At 74.3% G+C, this 20,599-nt stretch carries 19 protein-coding genes and 2 pseudogenes; 9 read left to right on the forward strand and 12 right to left on the reverse strand.

The features are described from left to right. The first annotated feature begins 28 nt into the window (after positions 1 to 28). Entirely contained in the window at positions 29 to 340 is a 312-nt protein-coding gene (locus TOK_RS13640) for a TfoX/Sxy family protein (protein ID WP_098958233.1), read from the forward strand. Here the strand turns inward: TOK_RS13640 and TOK_RS13645 are convergent. From TOK_RS13645 to TOK_RS13665, 5 genes are all read right to left on the reverse strand, one after another. Further along, positions 337 to 1,266 carry a LysR family transcriptional regulator gene (locus TOK_RS13645; RefSeq protein WP_098958234.1) on the reverse strand — a complete coding sequence of 310 codons (930 nt, stop codon included), beginning with the start codon at positions 1,264 to 1,266 and terminating at the stop codon, positions 337 to 339. The genes TOK_RS13640 and TOK_RS13645 overlap by 4 nt on opposite strands. A gap of 109 nt (positions 1,267 to 1,375) precedes the next feature. Then, on the reverse strand, positions 1,376 to 1,696 hold the full coding sequence (locus TOK_RS13650; RefSeq protein WP_098958235.1) for a putative quinol monooxygenase: 321 nt from the start codon (positions 1,694 to 1,696) through the stop codon (positions 1,376 to 1,378). Positions 1,697 to 1,850: 154 nt separating this feature from the next. After that, complete coding sequence (locus tag TOK_RS13655) at positions 1,851 to 2,546, reverse strand: hypothetical protein (RefSeq protein WP_098958236.1); 696 nt, start codon at positions 2,544 to 2,546, stop codon at positions 1,851 to 1,853. Positions 2,547 to 2,612: 66 nt separating this feature from the next. Next, on the reverse strand, positions 2,613 to 3,752 hold the full coding sequence (locus tag TOK_RS13660) for an alpha/beta hydrolase (RefSeq protein ID WP_098958237.1): 1,140 nt from the start codon (positions 3,750 to 3,752) through the stop codon (positions 2,613 to 2,615). 34 nt (positions 3,753 to 3,786) lie between these two features. After that, positions 3,787 to 4,800 (reverse strand): GTP-binding protein, encoded by a 1,014-nt coding sequence (locus TOK_RS13665; RefSeq protein WP_098958238.1) that lies wholly within the window; start codon positions 4,798 to 4,800, stop codon positions 3,787 to 3,789. A 161-nt stretch (positions 4,801 to 4,961) separates the two neighbouring features. On the opposite strand from TOK_RS13665, the pseudogene TOK_RS13670 reads away from it, so the two are divergent. The 4 genes and pseudogenes from TOK_RS13670 to TOK_RS35360 form a co-directional block, all read left to right on the forward strand. Then, a pseudogene (locus tag TOK_RS13670) lies at positions 4,962 to 5,396 on the forward strand (SRPBCC family protein); the annotation flags it as partial. A gap of 95 nt (positions 5,397 to 5,491) precedes the next feature. Beyond that, complete coding sequence (locus tag TOK_RS13675) at positions 5,492 to 6,475, forward strand: carbohydrate kinase (RefSeq protein WP_098958239.1); 984 nt, start codon at positions 5,492 to 5,494, stop codon at positions 6,473 to 6,475. Positions 6,476 to 6,747: 272 nt separating this feature from the next. After that, positions 6,748 to 7,185: a cupin domain-containing protein gene (locus TOK_RS13680; RefSeq protein WP_098958240.1), complete on the forward strand. Its 438-nt coding sequence runs from the start codon at positions 6,748 to 6,750 to the stop codon at positions 7,183 to 7,185. A gap of 10 nt (positions 7,186 to 7,195) precedes the next feature. Then, positions 7,196 to 7,375, forward strand: a pseudogene (locus tag TOK_RS35360) (DUF1707 domain-containing protein); the annotation flags it as partial. A 554-nt stretch (positions 7,376 to 7,929) separates the two neighbouring features. On the opposite strand, the gene TOK_RS13695 reads toward TOK_RS35360, so the two are convergent. The 6 genes from TOK_RS13695 to TOK_RS13720 all read right to left on the reverse strand — a co-directional run bounded on the left by TOK_RS13695 (position 7,930) and on the right by TOK_RS13720 (position 15,631). Further along, entirely contained in the window at positions 7,930 to 8,964 is a 1,035-nt protein-coding gene (locus TOK_RS13695) for a PHP domain-containing protein (protein ID WP_253258373.1), read from the reverse strand. Between the two features lie 25 nt (positions 8,965 to 8,989). Then, positions 8,990 to 10,510 (reverse strand): CYTH and CHAD domain-containing protein, encoded by a 1,521-nt coding sequence (locus TOK_RS13700; RefSeq protein WP_098958242.1) that lies wholly within the window; start codon positions 10,508 to 10,510, stop codon positions 8,990 to 8,992. A 28-nt stretch (positions 10,511 to 10,538) separates the two neighbouring features. Continuing rightward, positions 10,539 to 12,014, reverse strand: coding sequence for an FAD-binding oxidoreductase (locus TOK_RS13705; protein WP_253258374.1), 1,476 nt, complete (start codon positions 12,012 to 12,014; stop codon positions 10,539 to 10,541). A gap of 10 nt (positions 12,015 to 12,024) precedes the next feature. Then, entirely contained in the window at positions 12,025 to 12,972 is a 948-nt protein-coding gene (locus TOK_RS13710; protein ID WP_098958243.1) for an NAD(P)/FAD-dependent oxidoreductase, read from the reverse strand. Between the two features lie 165 nt (positions 12,973 to 13,137). Beyond that, complete coding sequence (locus TOK_RS13715) at positions 13,138 to 14,091, reverse strand: o-succinylbenzoate synthase (RefSeq protein WP_256387974.1); 954 nt, start codon at positions 14,089 to 14,091, stop codon at positions 13,138 to 13,140. A 58-nt stretch (positions 14,092 to 14,149) separates the two neighbouring features. After that, complete coding sequence (locus TOK_RS13720; RefSeq protein ID WP_098958244.1) at positions 14,150 to 15,631, reverse strand: NAD(P)/FAD-dependent oxidoreductase; 1,482 nt, start codon at positions 15,629 to 15,631, stop codon at positions 14,150 to 14,152. A gap of 70 nt (positions 15,632 to 15,701) precedes the next feature. On the opposite strand from TOK_RS13720, the gene TOK_RS13725 reads away from it, so the two are divergent. The 4 genes from TOK_RS13725 to TOK_RS13740 all read left to right on the forward strand — a co-directional run bounded on the left by TOK_RS13725 (position 15,702) and on the right by TOK_RS13740 (position 19,562). Next, positions 15,702 to 16,310 (forward strand): TetR/AcrR family transcriptional regulator, encoded by a 609-nt coding sequence (locus TOK_RS13725; RefSeq protein WP_098958245.1) that lies wholly within the window; start codon positions 15,702 to 15,704, stop codon positions 16,308 to 16,310. 47 nt (positions 16,311 to 16,357) lie between these two features. Beyond that, a complete protein-coding gene (locus TOK_RS13730) occupies positions 16,358 to 17,104 on the forward strand; it encodes a siderophore-interacting protein (RefSeq protein ID WP_098958246.1) in 747 nt (248 codons plus the stop codon). 215 nt (positions 17,105 to 17,319) lie between these two features. Continuing rightward, entirely contained in the window at positions 17,320 to 18,063 is a 744-nt protein-coding gene (locus TOK_RS13735; RefSeq protein ID WP_098958247.1) for a response regulator transcription factor, read from the forward strand. Beyond that, positions 18,060 to 19,562 carry a cell wall metabolism sensor histidine kinase WalK gene (locus tag TOK_RS13740; RefSeq protein WP_098958248.1) on the forward strand — a complete coding sequence of 501 codons (1,503 nt, stop codon included), beginning with the start codon at positions 18,060 to 18,062 and terminating at the stop codon, positions 19,560 to 19,562. Before TOK_RS13735 ends, TOK_RS13740 begins: the two co-directional genes overlap by 4 nt. On the opposite strand, the gene TOK_RS13745 is transcribed toward TOK_RS13740, so the two are convergent. Continuing rightward, on the reverse strand, positions 19,541 to 20,494 hold the full coding sequence (locus tag TOK_RS13745) for an undecaprenyl-diphosphate phosphatase (protein WP_098958249.1): 954 nt from the start codon (positions 20,492 to 20,494) through the stop codon (positions 19,541 to 19,543). The two genes, TOK_RS13740 and TOK_RS13745, sit on opposite strands and share 22 nt — an antisense overlap. Positions 20,495 to 20,599: the final 105 nt, after the last annotated feature.

The following is a 20,599-nucleotide window of genomic DNA, read 5'->3' on the forward strand; positions in this document are numbered from 1 at the left end:
TGTTCCGCGATGTGGTGAGCTGCTCGTCGTGGACGACCCGCTGCTCACCCGGCTCCGCGCGCTGTTCGACGGACGTGCCGACGTCGTCGAGAAGCGGATGGTCGGCGGACGCTCGTTCATGGTCGACGGCCGGATGTGCTGCGGGGTCACCGCGGGCGGGCTGATGGTCCGCGTCGGGGCGGAGGGTCGCGACGCGGCGCTCGCCGAGGCCGGTGTGCAGCCGCTGCGGATGGGGACGAAGGTCGTCGAGGCGTTCGTCGTCGTCGCGCCGGAGGCGGTCACCGGTGACGACGAGCTGGCCGGCTGGGTGCGGCGCGCGGAGGCGTTCCTCGGGCGTTAGGCCTGCGGCAGGGCCTCCTCGAGACGGCGTCCGATGTCGGCGCCGGTCACGACGTCGACGAGCGCCTCGGCCAGGATCGACGCGGGCTCGCCCGCCGGCACGATCAGCCCGACGACCGGCCGCGGCCGCACCTCCAGCAGCGGCCGAGCGCACATCCCGGCGGGGACGCCGAACGCGTGCAGCCACGTGTGCGCGACGATGCACGCCAGCCGGCGCGTGGCGACGTGGGCGTAGAGCCCGTCGACACTGTCGGCCTCGACGACCGGGTCGAGACGCTCCCCCACCCCGGCCATCGTGGCGTCGAGGATGCGCCGGTTGCGCATCGACGTCGTCAACGCGCACAGGGGCAGCCGGGCGGCGACCTCCCACTCGACGACGTCGTTCGCCGCCTGCGGGTCGTCGTCACGCAGCAGGAGCAGGTAGCGCTCCCGGTAGAGCTCGACCCGGCGTGTGCCGGGCGGGGTCTCGTCGTCGAGGTAGGTGACGCCGGCGTCGAGCTCGAACTCGGTGAGCCGCCTGCTGATCTCCCGCGACGGCAGGGCCTCGATCCGCACCCGGGCGAGCGGGTTGCGCCTGCCGAACAGCTCGGTGATCAGCGGCGTCGCCGGGATCGCCGTCGGGATGGCGCCGATGCGGGCGGTGGCGGTGAGCCCGCCGCGCATCCGGTCGAGGTCGGAGTAGAGGGCGTCGCGTTCGGACAGGATGCGGTGCGCCCAGCCCAGGACCCGCTCGCCCTCGTCGGTGAGCCCTTCGAACCGCCGACCGCGCAGCACGATCACAGCGCCGAGCTCGGACTCGAGCTTGCGGATCGCGGCCGACAGCGTCGGCTGGCTGACGTGGCACGCCGCCGCGGCCCGCCCGAAGTGCCGTTCGCGGCCGAGCGCGACGAGGTACTCGAGCTGGCGGATCAGCACGTCGCCGGGCACGCGACGATCATAGACGCGGCCTATTACCCTGACCCGCCCTTGATCGAGGGGGCCTGGGTGGCGACCGCCACCCGGGCCCCGCCGCGACGGGACCCGGGTGCGGACGGGCTCACTCGGCCGGGGTGACCTCGGCCATGTCGTTCCATCCGTCGAGCTCCTGGTAGATGATCTTCGGACGCTCGGAGACCATGAACGGCATCCACTCGAAGAACTTCTTCACGTGGTCCATCGCGACGTGCGCGGACCCGGCGTCCGAGTCGACGAAGGCCTCGAGGATCGCGAACTCGTTCGGGTGCTCGGTGGACTCGAAGTACTCGAAGGAGATGTTGCCGGGCTCGGCGTTGACGTCGGCGGTGTACTGCTTGATGCCGGCGAGCCACTCGTCCCGCTTCTCGGGTCGGATCTTCGCCTTGAGCGCGATGAAGATCATCGGATGAGGCTCCCTTGCCGTTCGGAGGTCGCCGGCGCGCGCCGGCCGTCCGCCCGACCGTAGCGTCCCCCCGTGGCCCCCGGGAGGGCCGAAATTCTTCCCCAGTGATGATCAGCGGCGTTCGCGCACGGATGTCCCCGGCCGGTCGGGGAGGTCAGGCGCAGCGCAGCAGCCGGTCGCGCAGGGCGTCGGCGCGGGCCCGCAGCACCACGACCCGGTCGAGGGTGCCGTCGGCGGCACCGGCCCCGCCGGGCACGGTGCGCAGGGCCGGCACGGGGCCCGTCGCGTCCAGCTCGGTGGCGACCTCGGCGAGCTCGGTCAGCGTGTCGCGCACCGCCCGGTCGCGCTCGCTGCCGGGTCCCTCGGACAGCCCGGACCACAGCAGCGGGCCGAGCAGCCGGTCGGGGTCGATGAGCCCGCTGCGCCACGCCCGGCTCTCCGCGACCCGGGAGCCGAGCACGCACAGCCGCCACGTCGACGGGTCGGTCGTGTCGGTGACGCTGCGGCTGAACCGCCGCGATCCCGTCAGCTTCCGGTAGCGACGTTCCGGGCTGTCGACGAGGTGCACGACCCCCAGCAGCAGTGCCGCCAGCACCGCGCCGGCGAGCAGCCCGACACCGAGCCACGCCAGCCGCCACCAGCCGTCGCCGACGAACGTCGCACCGGCCACGCCCGCCGCGACGACGACACCGAGGGTCGCGCCCGCGGGCACCCGGTCGTGGACGAGCGTGCCGTGGTCGTCGATCGAGTAGTGGGTGCCGTCGACGATCCGCGGATCGAACACGACGAAGCCACGTCGGGTGCGGACCAGCGTCTGCAGGGGGTGCCGCCCGGCGGCGGGTCGATCCATCGTGCTCGTCCGTTCACGTGCGAAGGCCGACTGCTACACACGGGTATCGGCGAACCCGTCGCGGTGTTAGCCCGCCGCGCGGGTGATCCGCTCCATACTCCCCGCGGACATCCTGCCGGCGGCGACCCGGTCACGGCCGCGCACCGCGAGCGACAGCCCGGCGCGCACGGCACTGGCGGCGTCGAGCGTGGCGTCGCGGGCGGCCGCGCTGATCGCGGTGAAGCTGGCGTAGCCGTGGACGAGGCCGCTGAACCGGCGCGCCAGCACGGGGACGCCGGCCTCGCGCAGCCGGACGGCGAGCTCCTCGCCCTCGTCACGCAGCGGGTCGAACCCCGCCGTCGACAGGTAGACCGGCGGCATCCCGGACAGGTCGTCGGCGCGCAGGATGGCGCCGCGGGCGTCGTCGACGGGGATGCCGTCGGGCAGGTAGGCACGTTCCAGCTCGGCGAGGTACTCGGCGGTGAGCCCGAATCCGCTGCCGAACAGGTCGCGCGATCCGCCGGCGGCGCGCTCGGCGTCGGTGGCCGGGTAGAGGGCCAGGACGAATGCGGGCGCCGGGTAGGCATCGCCCGCCTGGTGGGCCACGACGAGCGCGAGGTTCGCGCCGGCACTGTCGCCCCCGGTCGCGAGCAGGTCGGGGTCGGCGCCGAACTCGTCGGCATGCGTGGCGACGTGGGCGAACGCGGCGATGGCGTCGTCGAGCGCGGCCGGGTAGGGGTGCTCGGGCGCGAGCCGGTAGTCGACCGACAGCACCCGCAGCTGCGACTGGGCGGCCAGCAGCCGGCACAGCGGGTCGGTCGAGCCGAGGCTGCCGAGCACGAACCCGCCGCCGTGGAAGTAGACGATCATCCCGGAGCTCGCGGGCATCGCGGGGGGCACGTAGAGCCGCGCGGCGAGCGCGCCGGTCGCGCCGGGGACGGTGAGGTCGAGGGTCTCGATGTCGTCGGGGGCGCCGACGGAGACGATCTCGGCGGCGAAGTCGGCCTGGCGGCGCTGCTCGGCGAGGGCGGCCTCGCCGAGGCGGTCCTCGTTCTCCGACGACAGCACGTCGCCGACGCGGTTGAGCAGCTGCAGGTCGAGGTCCAGCTGCTGGTCGTCGATGCACACGGGCGGGCCCGCGACCAGGCGTTTCAGCGGACGGGGCAGTCCGAAGACGACTCGCAACGCCACCCGCCACGCCCGCAGCCGGGCCCATTCACGGACCATGGGCGCAGGTTACTCCCGGGTATCCCGCACCCGCTCACTTCTCGAACGTGTACCGCAGCACAGCGAGCATGTCGTCCGGATCCGCGGGTCCGGCTCGCTCGCAGGCACGCAGCGCCGACCGCAGCGCGTCGCCGTCCACCCCCGATCCGATGAACTCCAGGCCCGTCCGCCGCGGCTCCCCGCGGGGCCACGGCGTCCGGTCGAACCGCAGGTAGCGGCCGACGGCGTGCAGCCCGAACCGTTGCCGGTACCCCGCGACCCCGAAGTCGACGAAGCCCTTCACGCGGTACGTGCCGGCAGGCCTGCGGTCGAGCAGCTCGACGAGGCGGCGGGGGTCGATCGGGCGCTCGGTGACGAACTCCACCGCCTCGTAGGCGGTGTGCAGGTGCCCGCCGTGGTCAACGTGGTCGCCGCCGTGGTCGGCGGCCAGCATCAGCTGCCGCCCCGGGACGACACGGATGTCGAACAGCAGTGCGGGATCGACGACGCCGTGGCTCGTCGGGACGATCGGCGCCCGGCCGTTGGCCTCCCGGCACGTCCGGCGTACCCGCCACAGCGTCGCCGGATCGACGCGGTCGGCCTTGTTGAGCACGATCAGGTCGGCGAGCCCGACATGCGCGTCGAGCTGCGGGTGCTGCGTGCGGGACGCCTCGTACTCGGCGGCATCGACGACCTGCACCAGCCCGCCGAACGTGGTGCGCGCGGCGCCCGCGCCGAGCACCTGCTGTACCAGCGCCCCCGGCTCCGCGATGCCGCTCGCCTCGATGATGATCACGTCGACCTCCGACGACGGACCCGCCAGCTTCTCCAGCAGCGGGCCGATGCCCTCCTCGCCGACCTCGCAGCACAGGCAACCGTTGCCGAGCGCGACGACGCCGTCGGCCTGGCCGCCGACGAGCATCGCGTCGATCCCGATGCTGCCGAAGTCGTTGACGATCACCCCGATCCGCACGTCGGCGCTGTGCGCGAGCAGGTGGTTGAGCAGCGTCGTCTTGCCCGCGCCCAGGAATCCGGCGAGGACGAGCACCGGGATCCGACGGCCGCGCATCCGGCAATGCCTATCACGCCGGGTGGCCGGTCCTGCCCGCGGAGCGACAGGCGACCGGCGGCGCTGGGCGACAGGCGACCGGCGGCGCTGGGCGACAGGACCGGCGACGCTGGGCGACGCCGCTGTCGTGGGCCGACGACACGCCCGGCAGGATGGTGGGCATGGCCGACGTCACCGCCACCGCAACGCGCACCATCTCCGCCCCCGCATTCCGCGTCCGGCGCATGCTCGCCGACTACGAGACGGTCCGACCCCGCATCCTCACCGACCACTATCGCGACTACGTGCTGCACAGCGGCACGGTCGGCGAGGGCACGGTCGCGGGCTGGACGTTGCAGGCCACCAGCAAGCGGGCGCGTGACGTCCTCGTCGACGTGTCGCTGCCGATGCACGACAAGATCGTCGAGACCGACCGCAACTCCACGATGGTGACGACGTGGAAGGTCGCCCCGGGCCCGCCCATCACCTGCAAGGTGACGGTCACCTCGACGTGGCAGGGTGCGAGCGGCATCGGTGGGTTCTTCGAGCGCCGGTTCGCCCCGAAGGCGCTGGCCGCGATCCTCGACGGCGTGCTCGACAACCTGGAGAAGATCGTCGCGGAGGAGCCGGAGGCCACGTCCGAGGCCGTCGACGCCGAGCCCGACAACACCGAGGACCCCACCTCCGTCGAGCGGTCCGACCAGGACTGACGGTGTCCGCATCGGGGGTCGTCGCATCAGGGGTCGTCGCCGTCGCCGGGGAGGCGCTCGTCGACATCGTGCCCGCCCCCGTCGCCGGGTACCACGAGCTCGCGCCCGGCGGCAGCCCCGCGAACACCGCGGTCGGGCTGGCCCGCCTGGGCGTCCCCGTCCGGATGCTGGCCCGCCTCGCCGACGATCTCCTCGGCCGCAGGCTGCGCGCCCACCTGGAACGCAACGAGGTCGACCTGGGCCACGTCGTCGCGGCCGCCGAGCCGTCGTCGATGGCCGTGGTGGAGGTCGACGGGCGTGGCGTCGCGAGCTACGACTTCCGCGTCGACGGCACCGCCGACTGGCAGTGGACGCCCGCCGAGCTGGCCGATGCCCTCGACGGCTCCGTCGTCGCCCTCCACACCGGGTCACTCGCGCTGACGACGGCCCCCGGCGGCGCGGTGCTGCGCGACCTCGTCCGCCGTGCCGCCCCCACCACGACGATCAGCTACGACCCCAACTGCCGGCCGCTGCTGATGGGCACACCCGCCGACGTCCTCGCCGTGGTGCACGAGGTCCTCGAGGTGGCCGACGTCGTGAAGGTCAGCTCGGAGGACGCCGACTGGCTACTGCCCGGCACGCCCTACGAGGCGGTCGTCGACGACTGGATCGCCCGGGGCGCGGCGGTGGTCGCGGTGACGCTCGGGGCCGACGGGGTGCTCGCCGGCACCGCGGGCGGGGTGCGGACGCGGCTGCCGGGGCGGCCCGTCGACGTCGTCGACACCGTCGGAGCGGGCGACACGTTCTCCGCGGGGCTGCTCGCCGGCCTGCACGGCCGCGGCCTGCTGGGCGCGTCGGCGCGGGAGGCGTTGCGCGCCATCGGCTCCGCCGACTTCGACGCTGTGCTCGACGGTGCGGTCCGGGCCGCGGCGATCACCTGCTCGCGGCGCGGGGCCGACCCGCCCACCGCGGCGGAACTGGCTGCGTCCCTGGTACCGGGTTCCTGACGGGACGTGGGCCGTGAGCGGCGGCGGACGGCCCCAGATCCTTTCGCCCGCCGCCGCTCACGTTCAGGGGTCGCAGGCGCCTCGGAGGGGACGAAACCGACTTTCGCACCGTTTGCCCCTCCCGTCCCGCGACGACTCCCATTTCACCTCAGTTCGTCACCGTGCGGGAACCCTTCCACTCGGACGTGTACCTCGATCGTGGCGATGTCGACGAGAACTTGCGCGCAGCGAGCGCGGTGGGTAGTCGGACGTGTCTCAGCGACACTTGGGCCGTGACCGTCCCAGACCTCGCCGCCCGCCTCGACCTCGCCCCGCACCCCGAGGGCGGCTGGTACCGCCGGACCTGGACCGCCCCCGCCACGATCGGGACCCCGTACGGGCCGCGCCCCACCGCCACCGCGATCCTCTACCTGCTCGACGACGTCTCCGCATGGCACCGCGTGCGCTCGACCGAGCTGTGGTGCTGGCACTCCGGGGCACCTGTCGGCCTCGCGCTGGGTGGCGACGGCGCCGCGCCCGGCGCGCCCGTCGAGTCGGTGCTCGGGCCCGGCACCCTGCCGCAGCGGGAGGTTCCGCCCGGGGTGTGGCAGACCGCTCGGCTGCTCGGCGCCGAGCCCGCGCTGATCACCTGCGTCGTCTCACCCGGTTTCGACTTCGCGGACTTCTCGCTTGCGCCGCGGTCCGGACGAATCGGACACGGACAGGGCTAAGGTGGCGGTCATGACGGTCGCGCAGCCGCCCGATGCCCAGCCGCCCGAGTCGCTCGATCCTGCCCGGCGCACCACGCAGGACCAGCTCGAACGTGCCGTCGGCGAGGGCAGGCTCACCCTCGACGAGTTCACCGACCGTGCCGCGCTCGTCTGGGCGGCCCGGAACCCGGCCGAGCTCGACGCCGTCGTCGCCGACCTGCCCGCAGCACCCGTCGTCGGCAGCACCTCACCCGCACGCTCGACGCTCGTCAGCGTCATCGGCGACATCCGCCGCCGCGGCCGCTGGGGCCTGCGCCGGAAGACGACCGCGATACTGCTCATCGGCGACGTCGAGCTCGACCTGCGCGGCGCCGTCGTCACCGAACAGGGTGCGGAGCCGGTCACCGTCGACGTCTGGTCGGTCATCGGGGACACCGAGGTCGTCGTACCCGACGGGGTGGAGGCGGAGCTCGTCGGCTTCACCCTGCTCGGCGACCGGCGCGTCGACCTCGCCCCGGTCCCCCGCGTCCCGGGCACCCCGGTCATCCGATCCGGGTGTTCTCGCTGCTGGGCGACGCGAAGCTCCGCAGCGGCTGAGCTCCGCCGCCGCGCCCTCACCTCCCCGGACGAACGGCACAGTGGGGCCACGGAGCTGTGCGACTGCTCCGTCCGTACGGTCCGGCGGCGGCCCCTCGTGCCGTGCCTGAAGTCCGGGGGCGTGCCCCGGGCGGCGTCGCACCCCACCGCGGCCCCGCCCCCGGCGAGTCAGGCGTGGGCCGTGAGCAGGTCGTCGGCCGTCCAGGTGTTGCGGACCGTCGCCGGGTCCACCCCGCAGGCGACCGCGCGGGTCACGCCGTTGTCGAGCCAGTCGAGCTGGCCGGGGGCATGGGCGTCGGTGTCGATCGTGAACTCGCACCCCGCCTCGACGGCGAGACGCAGCAGCCGCTTGGGCGGGTCGAGCCGCTCCGGCCGCGAGTTGATCTCGACGGCCACCCCGTTCTCCGCGCAGGCGGCGAACACCTCGGGGGCGTCGAACTCCGACTCCGGGCGCTTGCGCCGGCCCGTCACCATCCGGCCCGTGCAGTGCCCGAGCACGTCGACGAGCGGGTTGGCGACGGCGGCGAGCATCCGCGCGGTCATCTCCGGCTTCACCATCCGCAGCTTGGAGTGCACGCTGGCGACGACGACGTCGAGCCGCTCGAGCAGGTCGGCCTGCTGGTCGAGGGCGCCGTCGTCGAGAATGTCGACCTCGATGCCGGTGAGCACCCGGAACCGGCCGTCGAGGGCCTGGTTGAGCTCGGCGATCTGGTCGAGCTGGGCGCGCAGCCGGTCGGCGGACAGGCCGTTGGCGACCGTGAGCCGCGGCGAGTGGTCGGTGATCACGAGGTAGTCGTGACCGAGGTCGATCGCGGTCTCCACCATCTCCGCCAGCGGGGAGCCGCCGTCGGAGGCGTCGGTGTGGGAGTGGCAGTCGCCGCGCAGGGCCGCCCGCAGTGTCGCGGCGACCTCGTCGAGCGGGGTGTCCTCGGTGGCGCGCAGCCGTCGCAGGTAGACGGGCTCCTCCCCGGCCAGCGACTCCTCGACGCACCGCGCGGTGACGTCACCGACCCCGCGCAGCCGGACGAGCTCGCCCGACCCGGCGAGCTGCGCCAGCTCGTCGACGGACTTGCGGCGCAGCACCGACGCGGCACCGCGGAAAGCACGCACGCGGTACGTCGACTCGTGCGCGCGTTCCAGCAGGAACGCGATGCGGCGCAGGTCGGTGACGGGGTCCCGGGGCTCGCTCACGTCGGCGCTCACGTCGACGATTGTCCCGGCCCGGTGCTCAGCGCAGCCAGCGGCGCGACTTCTTCGCCCACGCGGTGTCCCACAGCCCGGGCAGCCGGGCCTCGACGAGGGCGGCCATGGCCCGGTCGTGGCCGTGCAACACGCCGAATGTGAACCCGTTGTCGCCGGCCGCGTGGGCCTGCGCCCCGAGCTCGCGCAGGGCCTCGCGGGAGACGACGGAGTCCTGGTGCTCGCCGAGAGCGGTCTGCAACCCCTTGAGCCCCTTGCGGAACCGGGCGACCTGCTTCTTCGGCGCGGCGGGCCGGGCGAGCTCGGTGGCGTAGCGCATCCGCTTGGCGTCCTTGCGGACGCGATGGATCGCCTCGTCGTCGTCCGGGGTGGCCTCCATGCGTGCCGCGGCCTTCTCCAGCCGCCGTGCGGTGCGGGCGGCGACCGTCGGCAGCTCCTTGTCCGCCGGCCTCGTTGCGCGTGGCGACAGGGGCGGGTCGGCGAGCAGGTCGTCGAGGGCGGTGCGCAGCCGGGCGTAGCGGTCACCGTCGAGCTCGGCCAGGACGGCGGCGCGGGCCTCGGCCTCGACGCGGGCGTAGTGCCGGGCGACCTGCGCCTTCACCGGGCCGAGCACGAGGGTGGGGTCGAGGCCGTCGATGCCGGCGGTGATCCGCTCGCGCAGCACCTCGGCGTCGCGGGCGGGGGCGAGGGTGCGGCCCAGCTCACGCAGCTCGTCGACGAGCGGGTCGGTGCGGTCGCGGTCGAGCAGCGGCCGGTAGGCCTGCAGGGCGCTGCGCAGCCGGCGCGAGGCGATGCGCATCTGGTGGACGGCGTCGGGCTCGTCGCGGCGGACGCGGATGTCCTGCGCGGCAAGGGTGTCCACCTGCTCGGCGAGGTAGTCGACCAGCACCCGGCCGGCGGTGCCCTTCCTGCCGCGCCGGACCCGGTGCGGGTGGGCGGGGGTGAGCAGCTCGTCGAGACGGCTGTCCGCGGCGGGGCCGGCGGCGACGGCGCCGACGTCCCCGAGGCGGCGTTCCAGCTCCGCGGCGAGCGCCGCGCCACGGGCCGGCGGGTGCAGGGCGAACTCCGTCCAGGTGTCGACGGTCGTCGACGCCCCCATCGTCGCCACGGTGACGTCCTCGCGGTCGATGGACGCGCGCGGGCTGCCGGAAGCGAGCAGCCGGGTCGTGGTCGTCACGAAGCGGACCCGGCCGACGGGACGCAGCGGCCGGTCCCTGCGCACACCGCGGACCAGTTCGTCGAGCTCGGCGGGCGGGCTGTGCGGGTCGACGCCCTCCACCTCGGACGACACCGCGGGCAGCCGGATCACGTCGTCCTCGTCGGGCAGCCGCAGCCGCCACTGGGCGTCGTCGGCTCCCGACACGAGCTCCAGCCGGACACCGGCCGCGGCGAGCCGGAGGTCGTCGGTGTCGTAGCGCTGCGTCTCGGTGACGACGGCCGGCTCGGCCGCCGCGGTCACCCCGCGCAGCCCGGTCAGCCGGGGCGCGCTCGCCCCGGCGGGGGCGCGGTAGGTGCGGGCGGTCGTGGACAGGTCGGTGGCGGAACGCATGCGTGAGCGTGCCCGGTCCGCCCGGTTCTCAACCCACGACCTTGCCGGGGTTGAGGATGCCCAGCGGGTCGAGTGCCGCCTTGATCGCCCGCTGCATCGCCAGCACCTGAGGCGACTGCTCGCGGCGCATCCCCGAGCGTTTGAGCAGGCCGACGCCGTGCTCGCCGGACACCGTGCCGCCCCGGGCGAGGGCCGCGTCGATGATCTCCTCGAACGCCGCCTGGGCGCGGCGCCGGGCGTCGTCGTCGCCCCGCTCCACGATGATCAGCGGGTGCAGGTTGCCGTCGCCGGCGTGCGCGACGTTGGCGATGAACGTGTCGTGACGCTCCCCGATGCGCTCGACCTCGGCGAGCATGTCGGCGAGGCGCCGGCGAGGCAGGCAGACGTCCTCGGTGAGGACCGCGTCGGCCCGTTGCTCCAGCGCCGGGTAGACCATGCGCCGGGCCTCGAACAGGGCATCGGCCTCGACGGCGTCGGTCGAGATCATCGCGTCCTTCGCCCCGCACGCCTCGAACGCGGCGAGGATGCCTTCCGCCTCTGCCGTCGCGGCGGGTTCGGGGAGGTCGGTCTGGGCGAGCAGGAGTGCCGCGGCGTTCTCGGGCAGGCCGGCGTTGCGCCACTGGTTGACCGCCTGCAGGCTGTGCCGGTCGATCAGCTCGAACACCGCAGGCTGCAGACCCGCCGCGGTCACGGCCGCGACGGCGGCACCGGTGTCGGCGAGCGAGTCGAAGAACCCGACGACCGTGCGTGGTGGCGTGGTGCGCAGCGGCAGCAGCCGGACGGTCACCTCGGTGACGACACCCAGCGTCCCCTCCGAGCCCACCATCAGCCCCGCCAGGTCGTAGCCGACGACGCCCTTCGCCGTGCGCCGCCCGACCCGCACGACCTCACCTGCGGCCGTCACGACCTCCAGCGCCAGCACGTAGTCGCGGGTCACGCCGTACTTCACGCAGCACAGCCCACCGGCGTTGGTGGCGACGTTGCCACCGATCGTCGACCACGGCGCACTCGCCGGGTCCGGCGGGTACCAGAGGTCCTGCTCGGCCGCGGCGGCGCGCAGATGGTCGTTGACGACGCCCGGCTGCACGACGGCCAGCCGCTCCCCCGCGTCGATCTCGACGATCTCGTTCATCCGTTCCAGGCTGAGCACGATGCAGCCGTCGACGGCGTTCGCTCCGCCCGACAGGCCCGTGCCCGCACCGCGCGGCACGACCGCGACCCGGTGCCGCGCACAGGCTCCGACGACCGTGACCACCTCCGCGGTGCTGCGCGGGCGCACCACCGCCGCCGGGGTGCCGTACTCCGCCCACTCCGCCTCGTCGTGGACGTAGGGGCCGATCGTGTCGGGGTCGGTGAGCAGCCGGTCGGCGGGCAGCGCGGCACGCAGCTCGGCCAGGACCGCGTCGGCGGCAGGGTCCGCCGGCAGTACCGCGAGCCGGGCGGGCCGATCGTCGCCGAAGGGCCGGTCGAGCGGTGAGACCGGCTGCGCTGCTGTGTCCACCATGCCCGCGACGCTACGGCGCCGTGTGCCGACGGGCCAGCTCCCGCCCGAGCAACGTCCCCGACCGCCACGCCGTCTCGATCCGCGAGCTGCCCCAGCCGTCGCCCGCCAGCGCGACACCGTCGCCACCCAGCAGGAACGGGACGTCACGGCCGGCCTCCGGTGCGGCGAACCGCCAGCGATAGGCGCGGGTCCAGACCGGCTCGGCCGTCAGGCCGAGCAGCTCCGACACCGCCTTCAGCACGTCGGGGATCGCACCCTCGGGGTCGTCCTCGTGGCGCCGTGCCACCTCCGCCGTCGAGTGCGCCACCAGTACCGGGGCGGCGTCGCCCCGGCGGGCGCCGTCGTCGGCGACCATGGACACGACGGGATGGTCGTTGACGAACGCTGCCGACAGCTCCGGCCAGGTCCGCTCCGCGAAGCCCGCCACCACGGCGACGACGGGCCGCCAGCTGCGCCCCGCCGCCGCGGCGTGGGCCTGCAGCACCGGGTCGAGGATGCGGGCCGCCTGCGGGTCGGGCATCGCGAGGACGACGGTGTCGGCGGCCTCGCCGTCGACGGTCGGTCCCGGGCCGACGTGCTGCACGTCGTGGCCCAGCTCGACCGGAAGTCCGCGCGCCAGGTGCTCGACGAGGCTGCGCAGCCCGCAGGGCGCCGACCAGCGCATCGGGCCGGGCGAACGGGCGGCAGGCACGTCACCGCCGAGCACCCTGAGCTCGACGGTCCACGGCCTGGCCAGGCCCGCGGTGCGCCAGCGGGCGACGACCTCGGCGAACTCGGGGTCACGGACGGTGAAGTACGCCGCTCCGGTGTCGACCGCCCGGCCGTCCACGGTGCGGGTGGCCATGCGGCCGCCGACGTGGTCGGCCCGGTCGAGCACGCGCACCGGTACGCCCGCTGCCACCAGTTCGGCGGCGCAGGCGGTTCCGGCCAGTCCGGCCCCGACGACCACTACGGACATGACCAGGCCACCCTAACCCCGTCGCGGATCGGTGGACGACCTGCGCGGGGGTTCCCGCGCGGCGAAAGGTCAACCCTGCTCGAGGACCGGCGACCTGCGCGGTCGTCGCGGGCCCGCGGGCAGCAGGTCGCAGGCAGCAGTGGGGGTTGCGGCCGGGAGGCGCGTTCAGGTCCGGGCCGCCAGGAGGGCGCCGACGCGGGCCAGCCGGGCGTCCCACCACGCGGTCCGCTGCGCGTCGGCGGGAACGTCGTTGCGCCGCACGGGTTCCGGGGCCCGGCGCAGCACGGGGAGCATGCCGTCGACGGGCCGCAGCGGGTCGGCGACGACGTCGTGGCTCAGCAGCGCGACCGTCCCCAGGCCGCAGGCGAAATCCAGCGACGGCAGGGCAGCGGCGAGCGCGATCCCGGCGGCCATCCCGACGCTGGTCTCGAGCGCCGACGACACCACGCACGGCAGCCCGCAGGACTGCGCGACGGCGAGCGCCCGGCGCACCCCGCCCAGCGGCGCGACCTTGAGGATCGCGACGTCGGCGGCCTCGGAGACGTCGACGGTCAGGGGGTCGTCGGCGCGGCGGATGGCCTCGTCGGCGGCGATCCGCACGTCGACCCGCTTGCGCACCGCGACCAGCTCGTCCACGGAGACGCAGGGCTGTTCGACGTACTGGAGCCCGCCCGCGGCCCGGTCCAGCGCCCGGATCGCGGCGACGGCCTCGTCGACGTCCCAGCGGGCGTTGGCGTCGACACGGACGAAGCCTCCCGGCCCGAGGGCATCGCGGACCGCGGCGACCCGCTCCAGGTCGGCGGGCAGCGAGCCGGGCTCGTCGGCGACCTTGACCTTGGCCGTCGTGCAGCCGGAGGCACGCACCATCTCCTGGGCGCGCTCGGGCCCGACCGCCGGGACGATGCAGTTGACGGGGACGGAGTCGCGGACCGGTGAGGGCCAGCCGTCGCGCGCGGCCTCCGACGCGGCGGCGAGCCAGGACGCGGCCTCGCCGTCGTCGTACTCGGGGAACGGGCAGAACTCGCCCCATCCCGCGGGCCCCTCGACGAGCATGCCCTCGCGGACGGTGATCCCACGGAAACGCGTCGTCATGGGGATCGAGTAGGTGAAGGCGCGCACGGTGACGACGGTAACCGGGGTCGTGAGCGGCGATGGTCGCCATGGCGACCATCGCCGCTCACAGGAGGACGTGGTCGGCCGGGTCGATGCGGCGGGTGCGGCGGCGGTAGGTGAAGGTCGCGCCGGGCCACAGGGTGCGGTTGCGGCCGTGCTCGTCGAGGTACCAGCTGCCGCAGCCACCCTGGCTCCACACGGCCTTGTCGAGCTTGGCCTGGATCGCGGTGTTGAAGTCGTCCTGGCGTTCGCGGACGGTGTCGATGGCGGCGGCGCGGTGCCTGTCGACGGTGTTCATCGCGTCGAGCACGTAGGGGATCTGCGACTCGATCATCAGCACCATGGAGCTGTGCCCGAGGCCGGTGTTGGGGCCGGTGAGGACGAAGAGGTTGGGGAAGCCGGCGACGGTGGTGCCGAGGAGGGCCTCCATGCCGCCGCGCCAGGCGTCGCCGAGCTTGGCGCCGTCGCGGCCGGTGATCGTCATGCGGCTCAGGCCGTCGGCGACCTTGAACCCGGTGCCGAAGACGATGGTGTCGCACGGGTGCTCGACGCCGTCGGTGGTGACGACGCCGGTCTCGGTCACGTGTGAGATGCCGGTCGTCTCGACGTGGACGTTGTCGCGGCGCAGCGCCGGGTAGTAGTCGTTGGACAGCAGGATGCGCTTGCAGCCGATCGTGAAGTCCGGGGTGAGCTTGGCCTTGAGCGCCGGGTCCTTCGCGAACGCCCTGTCGAGGTAGGTCGACGCGGCGCGACCGATGACGCGCATCAGCCGCGGGTTGAGGAAGCCCGCGACGAGCGCCTCGTGCCGCCAGTAGATGCCGATCCGGGCGAGGCGCTGCAGGAGCGGGAAGCGCCGGTAGCGACGACGCGCGGCGTCGGGGATCGGCCTGTCGCCCTTGGGGAGCACCCAGGGCGCGGTGCGTTGGAACAACGTCAGCGACTCGACGTCGGGCGCGATCGCGGGGACGAACTGGATGGCGCTCGCGCCGGTGCCGATGACGGCGACGCGCCTGCCGCGCAGGTCGTGGGAGTGGTCCCACTGCGCGGAGTGGAAGGCGGTGCCGGTGAAGCGGTCGAGGCCCTCGATGTCGGGGACCGACGGGTCGTGCAGGGCGCCGGTGCCGAGGACGACGAACCGGGCGTGGATCGTGGTGCCGTCGGCGAGGCGGACGTCCCAGCCCGTGCCGTCCCACTCGGCACCGGTGACGTGCGCGCCGAAGCGGATGCGGTCGCGGAGCCGGTAGTGGTCGGCGACGTCCTCGAGATAGGCACGGATCTCGGGCTGGCGGGCGAAGGTGCGCGTCCAGTCCGGGTTCTGCCGGAAGCTGAAGGAGTACAGGTGCGACTCGACGTCGCAGGCGCACCCGGGGTACTCGTTGTCGCGCCAGGTGCCGCCGAGGGTGTCGCCCTTCTCGAGGACCACCCAGTCGCGGCGGCCCGCCTCGTCGAGCTTCACGGCGATGCCGAGACCGGCGAACCCGCTGCCGACGATGACGGTGTCCACGGTGACGGTCGCGGGCCCGGTCGCCGCACTGCGCTCGTTCATGCCTGCCCTCCTCAGCTGTTACCGGCGGTAACTTACCATCAGTAACTTTGGACCGGTAGGGTTCGGCCGCATGGAGACCCGCACGCCCCGGCGCCGCGTCGCCCGGGCCGAGCGTGAGCGGCAGATTCTCGACGCCGCGGTCGCCGTGTTCTCCGGCCGGGGATACCAGAACGCGTCGATGGACGCCGTCGCCGAGGTCGTCGGCGTCACCAAACCCGTCCTGTACAGCCATTTCGGGTCGAAGGAGGGACTGTTGCTCGCGTGCGTCGCGCGGGTGCGCACCGAGCTCCTCGACGTCACGTCCGCCGCCGCGGCCGCCGCCGACGGCCCGGAGGACATGCTGCGCCGCGGCACCCTCGCCTTCTTCGACTACCTCGACGCCCAGAAGCCGGCCTGGTCGCTGCTGTACTCCGAGGCGTCGGTGTCGCAGGCCGCGGCGGCCGCGCTGGAGGAGATCCGCGCCCAGCAGACCGACTTCATCGCCGGCCTGCTCGCCGTCCAGGCCCCCGAGACCGCGCCGCAGCGGCTCGTGGGCTGGGCGCACGTGATCGTCGGCGCCTGCGAACGGCTCGCCCTCTACCGCGGTTCGGCGGCCGACGGGGGCCCCCGGATGAGCGCCGCCGAGGCGACCGACCACCTGATGGACCTGGTCTGGACGGGCCTCGCGCACCAGCCCTGACACCTCGCCGCCTCGCTCCGTCAGGTCGCTCGGCACAATGTCGGGCGATGACCATGACCCCACCCCGGCTGCTGCAGGTGCGCCGCAGCGCCCGGGTCACCCCGAAAATGATCCGCGTGACCCTCGGCGGAGACGAGCTCGCGGGCTTCCCCGGCGACGGTCCCGACCGCAGGGTCAAGATGTTCTTCCCCGTCGGCGGCCAGGACCGGCCCGCCGTGCCCCGCGCGAGCACGGGCGGCCCGGTGTGGCCGCCGGGTGAGCCGCGGCCGACGATCCGCACCTACACGGTCCGCCGGTTCGACGCCGCCGCCGGCGAGCTCGACGTCGACTTCGTGCTGCACGAGGGCCACGGCCCCGCCGCGGCGTGGGCGCGGGCCGCCGAGCCGGGCGCGTGGGTCGGCGTCTCCGAGCCGGGCGGGCGCTGGGAGCCCGACCCCGCCGCGGAGTTCCACGTCGTCATGGGCGACGAGAGCGCACTGCCCGCGGTCGCGACCGTCCTGGAGGAGCTCGCCGGGTTCAGCGGGCCGGTCCTCGCCTTCCTCGAGGTCGCCGACGCCGGCGAGCACCAGGACCTCCCCGCGAACGCCGACGTCGTGTGGGTGCACCGCGACGACGCGCCTGCCGGCGAGCGGCTGGTCGAGGCGGTGCGCGCGGCCACGCTCCCGGGCAGCGGCGGCCAGGCGTGGCTCGCCGGGGAGTCCGCCGCCGTGCGTGACCTGCGCACACACCTTCTCGACGACCGTCACCTCGACCGGCGCCGCGTGTACGCGACGGGGTACTGGCGCGCCCGCTGAGCGCTCGCCCGGCTCGGTCGCGGTCCCGGGCGCCCACGGCCCGTGGACCCGGCTCCCCCCGGCGGTCGTGAGTGGCGATGGTCGCCATGGCGACCATCGCCACTCACAGGGCTGTCGTCCGACGGCGGTCCCGGGCAACCCCGCCGGGCCCGCGCACAGGGAACGCACAGACTCCACCCAGCGCCGGCACAGTCCCGCGCGCGAGCCTGGCTAGCATGACCGGGGTGAACGAGCAGGTGGCGGGGCGGCTGCAGCGCGCGGACGGCAGCGCGGTGCGGGTCCTCGTCGTCGACGACGAGTCGACGCTGTCGGATCTCCTGGCGATGGCGCTGCGCTACGAGGGCTGGGACGTGCGGACGGCCGCGGACGGGCTGACCGCGGTCCGGGCGGCGCGGGAGTTCCGCCCCGACGCCGTGATCCTCGACGTCATGCTTCCCGATCTCGACGGGCTGGAGGTGTTGCGCCGCATGCGCGCCGACACCCCCGACGTCCCGGTGCTGTTCCTGACGGCGAAGGACGCCGTGGAGGACCGCGTCGCGGGGCTCACCGCAGGCGGGGACGACTACGTCACGAAGCCGTTCTCCCTCGAGGAGCTGGTCGCGCGGCTGCGGGGGCTGCTGCGCCGCTCCGGCATGGCGGCGGCCCGGCAGGGTTCGGAGCTGGCCGTCGGCGACCTGACGCTCGACGAGGACAGCCACGAGGTGCGCCGCGGCGACACCGAGGTGGAGCTGACCGCCACCGAGTTCGAGCTGCTGCGGTTCCTGATGCGCAACCCGCGCCGGGTGCTGAGCAAGGCGCAGATCCTCGACCGGGTGTGGCACTACGACTTCGGGGGGCAGTCCAACGTCGTGGAGCTCTACGTCTCCTACCTCCGCAAGAAGATCGACAACGGCCGGGCACCGATGATCCACACGGTCCGCGGCGCGGGATACGTGCTCAAGCCCGCGTCGGGCGAGTGAGCCCGCGCGCGGCGCCGCGCTCGCTGCGGGCGCGGCTCGTCGCGACGGTGCTCGTCCTGCTCACCGCGGCGTTCCTCGTCATCGGGTTCGCGACGACGATCGCGGCCCGCCAGTTCATGATCCGCCAGCTCGACGACGACCTGCGGTCGGCCGGGCAGCGGTTCTCCCGGTTCCACGACCAGACTCCCCCGCCCGGCGTCACCCCCGACCGCAACGACTCCTTCCTCGGGCCGGCGCAGGAGCCGCGCACGCTCGGCGCGCGGGTCGTCGACGGCAGGGTCATCGAGGCCCTGGTCAGCGACAAGGGCGGGACGTCGTGGCCCGTCGATCCCGAGGACTACGGCTTGCTGGAGGCCGTCCCGACGAACGGGCAGCCGACGAGCCAGTCGTTGTCGATCGGCACGTACCGACTGTCGGCGTTCGCCTCCCCCGACGGGAGCCTGCTGGTCATCGGGCTGCCGCAGGCGCGGGCGGAGTCCGTCGTCGACGGGCTGATCCTGATCGAGGTGATCGTCCTCGGCGTCGCGCTCGCGGGCGCGGGCGTCGCGGGGGCGGTGCTGGTGCGTCACGAGCTGCGGCCGCTGGAACGGGTGGCGCAGACGGCGGCGACCGTGAGCGCGCTGCGGCTCGACCGCGGTGACGTGGAGCTGGTCGAGCGGGTTCCCGACACCGACCCGCGCACCGAGGTCGGCAAGATGGGCGCGGCGCTGAACCTGATGCTGGACAACGTCGGCGGGGCGCTCGAGGCGCGCCAGGACAGCGAGATGCGGCTGCGGCAGTTCATCGCCGACGCCAGCCACGAGCTGCGCACCCCGCTGGCCGCGATCCGCGGCTACGCCGAGCTGACGCGGCGCTCCGACCTCGCCCCCGACGCCGAGTACTCACTGGTGCGCATCTCGTCGCAGGCCGAGCGGATGACGACGCTCGTCGAGGACCTGCTGCTGCTCGCCCGGCTCGACGCGGGCCGGCCGCTGGAGCGGGCACCCGTCGACCTCACCCGGCTCGTTCTCGACTCGGTGAGCGACGCGCACGCCGTCGGCCCCGACCACTCGTGGCGGATGGCACTGCCCGACGAGCCGGTCTCGACCGTCGGCGACGCGTCGCGGCTCACCCAGGTGCTCACGAACCTGCTGGCCAACGCGCGCACCCACACCCCGCCGGGGACGCAGGTGACGGTGGGCCTGGCCCCCGACGTCCGCACCGGCGACATCCTGCTGACCGTCGAGGACACCGGGCCCGGGATCCCGCAGGCGTTGCTGCCGCACGTGTTCGAACGGTTCGCCCGCGGGGAGAAGTCCCGGTCGCGGGCGGCGGGCAGCACGGGGCTGGGGCTCGCGATCGTGCACGCCGTCGTCACCGCGCACAACGGGTCGGTGCACGTCGACAGTGTCCCGGGGCGCACCACGTTCACCGTGCGGCTGCCCGGCGGGCCCGCGGTCGACCCGCCGCTGCGGCTCACGGTCGCCCCCCGCACCGCTCAGCCGGCGAACCCCAGGTAGATCAGGCTGCCCAGTCCCGCGACGACGCAGTAGACGGCGAAGGGCCGCAGCGTCCCGGTGTGGAACCAGCGGCTCAGGAACCGCGCCGAGAGATACGCCGCGACCCCGGCGACGACGCTGCCGACGAGCGCGGGCCCCAGCACCGGGCGCTCGGCCGCGCTGAACAGGCCCGGCATCTTCAGCAGCCCGGCGGCGAGGATGACGGGCGTCGCCAGCAGGAAGGCGTAGCGGGCGGCGTCGTCGTGGCGCAGGCCGCGCCGCAGCCCGGCGACGATCGTGATGCCCGACCGGCTGATGCCCGGCAGCAGCGCGAGGCTCTGCGCGGCGCCGACGAGCAGCGCGTCGCGCACGCTCAGCCGCGCGACGCGCACGTCGGACCGCTCCTCGGCGGTGACCGCGGTCGCCGTGCGCATCGGCATCGTGGGCTGCGCGGAGAAGTCGACGGTCGCGGTCTGCGGGGACACCGAGGGCGCGTCGGCGCGGCGGCCGCGTTCGACGAGCCAGAGCACGACACCGTTGACGGCCAGGAACGCCGCGGCCGGGACGGGCCTGCCGAGCACGTCGCGCAGCGGTGCCTCCAGGATCAGCCCGGCGATGCCGACAGGGATCGTGCCCAGCACCAGCAGCAGCCCCACCCTGGCGGTCGGCGACGTGACCCGCCGGCGTCGCAACGACTCCCACAGCCCGGCGACGAGCCGCACCCAGTCGCGGCGGTAGTGCACGACGAGCGCGAGCGCCGTCGCGACATGCATCGCGACGAGCACGGCCAGGTAGGGCGAGCCTGGCCGGGTGACGGACAGGTCGGTCGCCCAGTGGCCGCCCACCAGCGCCGGGACCAGGACGCTGTGCCCCAGGCTCGACACCGGGAACAGCTCGCTGACGCCCTGCAGGGCGCCGACGACCACGGCTTCCAGGTACGAGATGGACGACATCAATCTCCTCGCCGGCGGGTCGGGCGGTGGCGGAACGGGCCGACAGACGGCGCCCCGGCCCGGGGACCGCCATTCTGGCACGCGACCTGAATTCGGCGACGCGCC

The organism is Pseudonocardia sp. N23, from assembly GCF_002583555.1.
Classification (GTDB): domain Bacteria; phylum Actinomycetota; class Actinomycetes; order Mycobacteriales; family Pseudonocardiaceae; genus Pseudonocardia.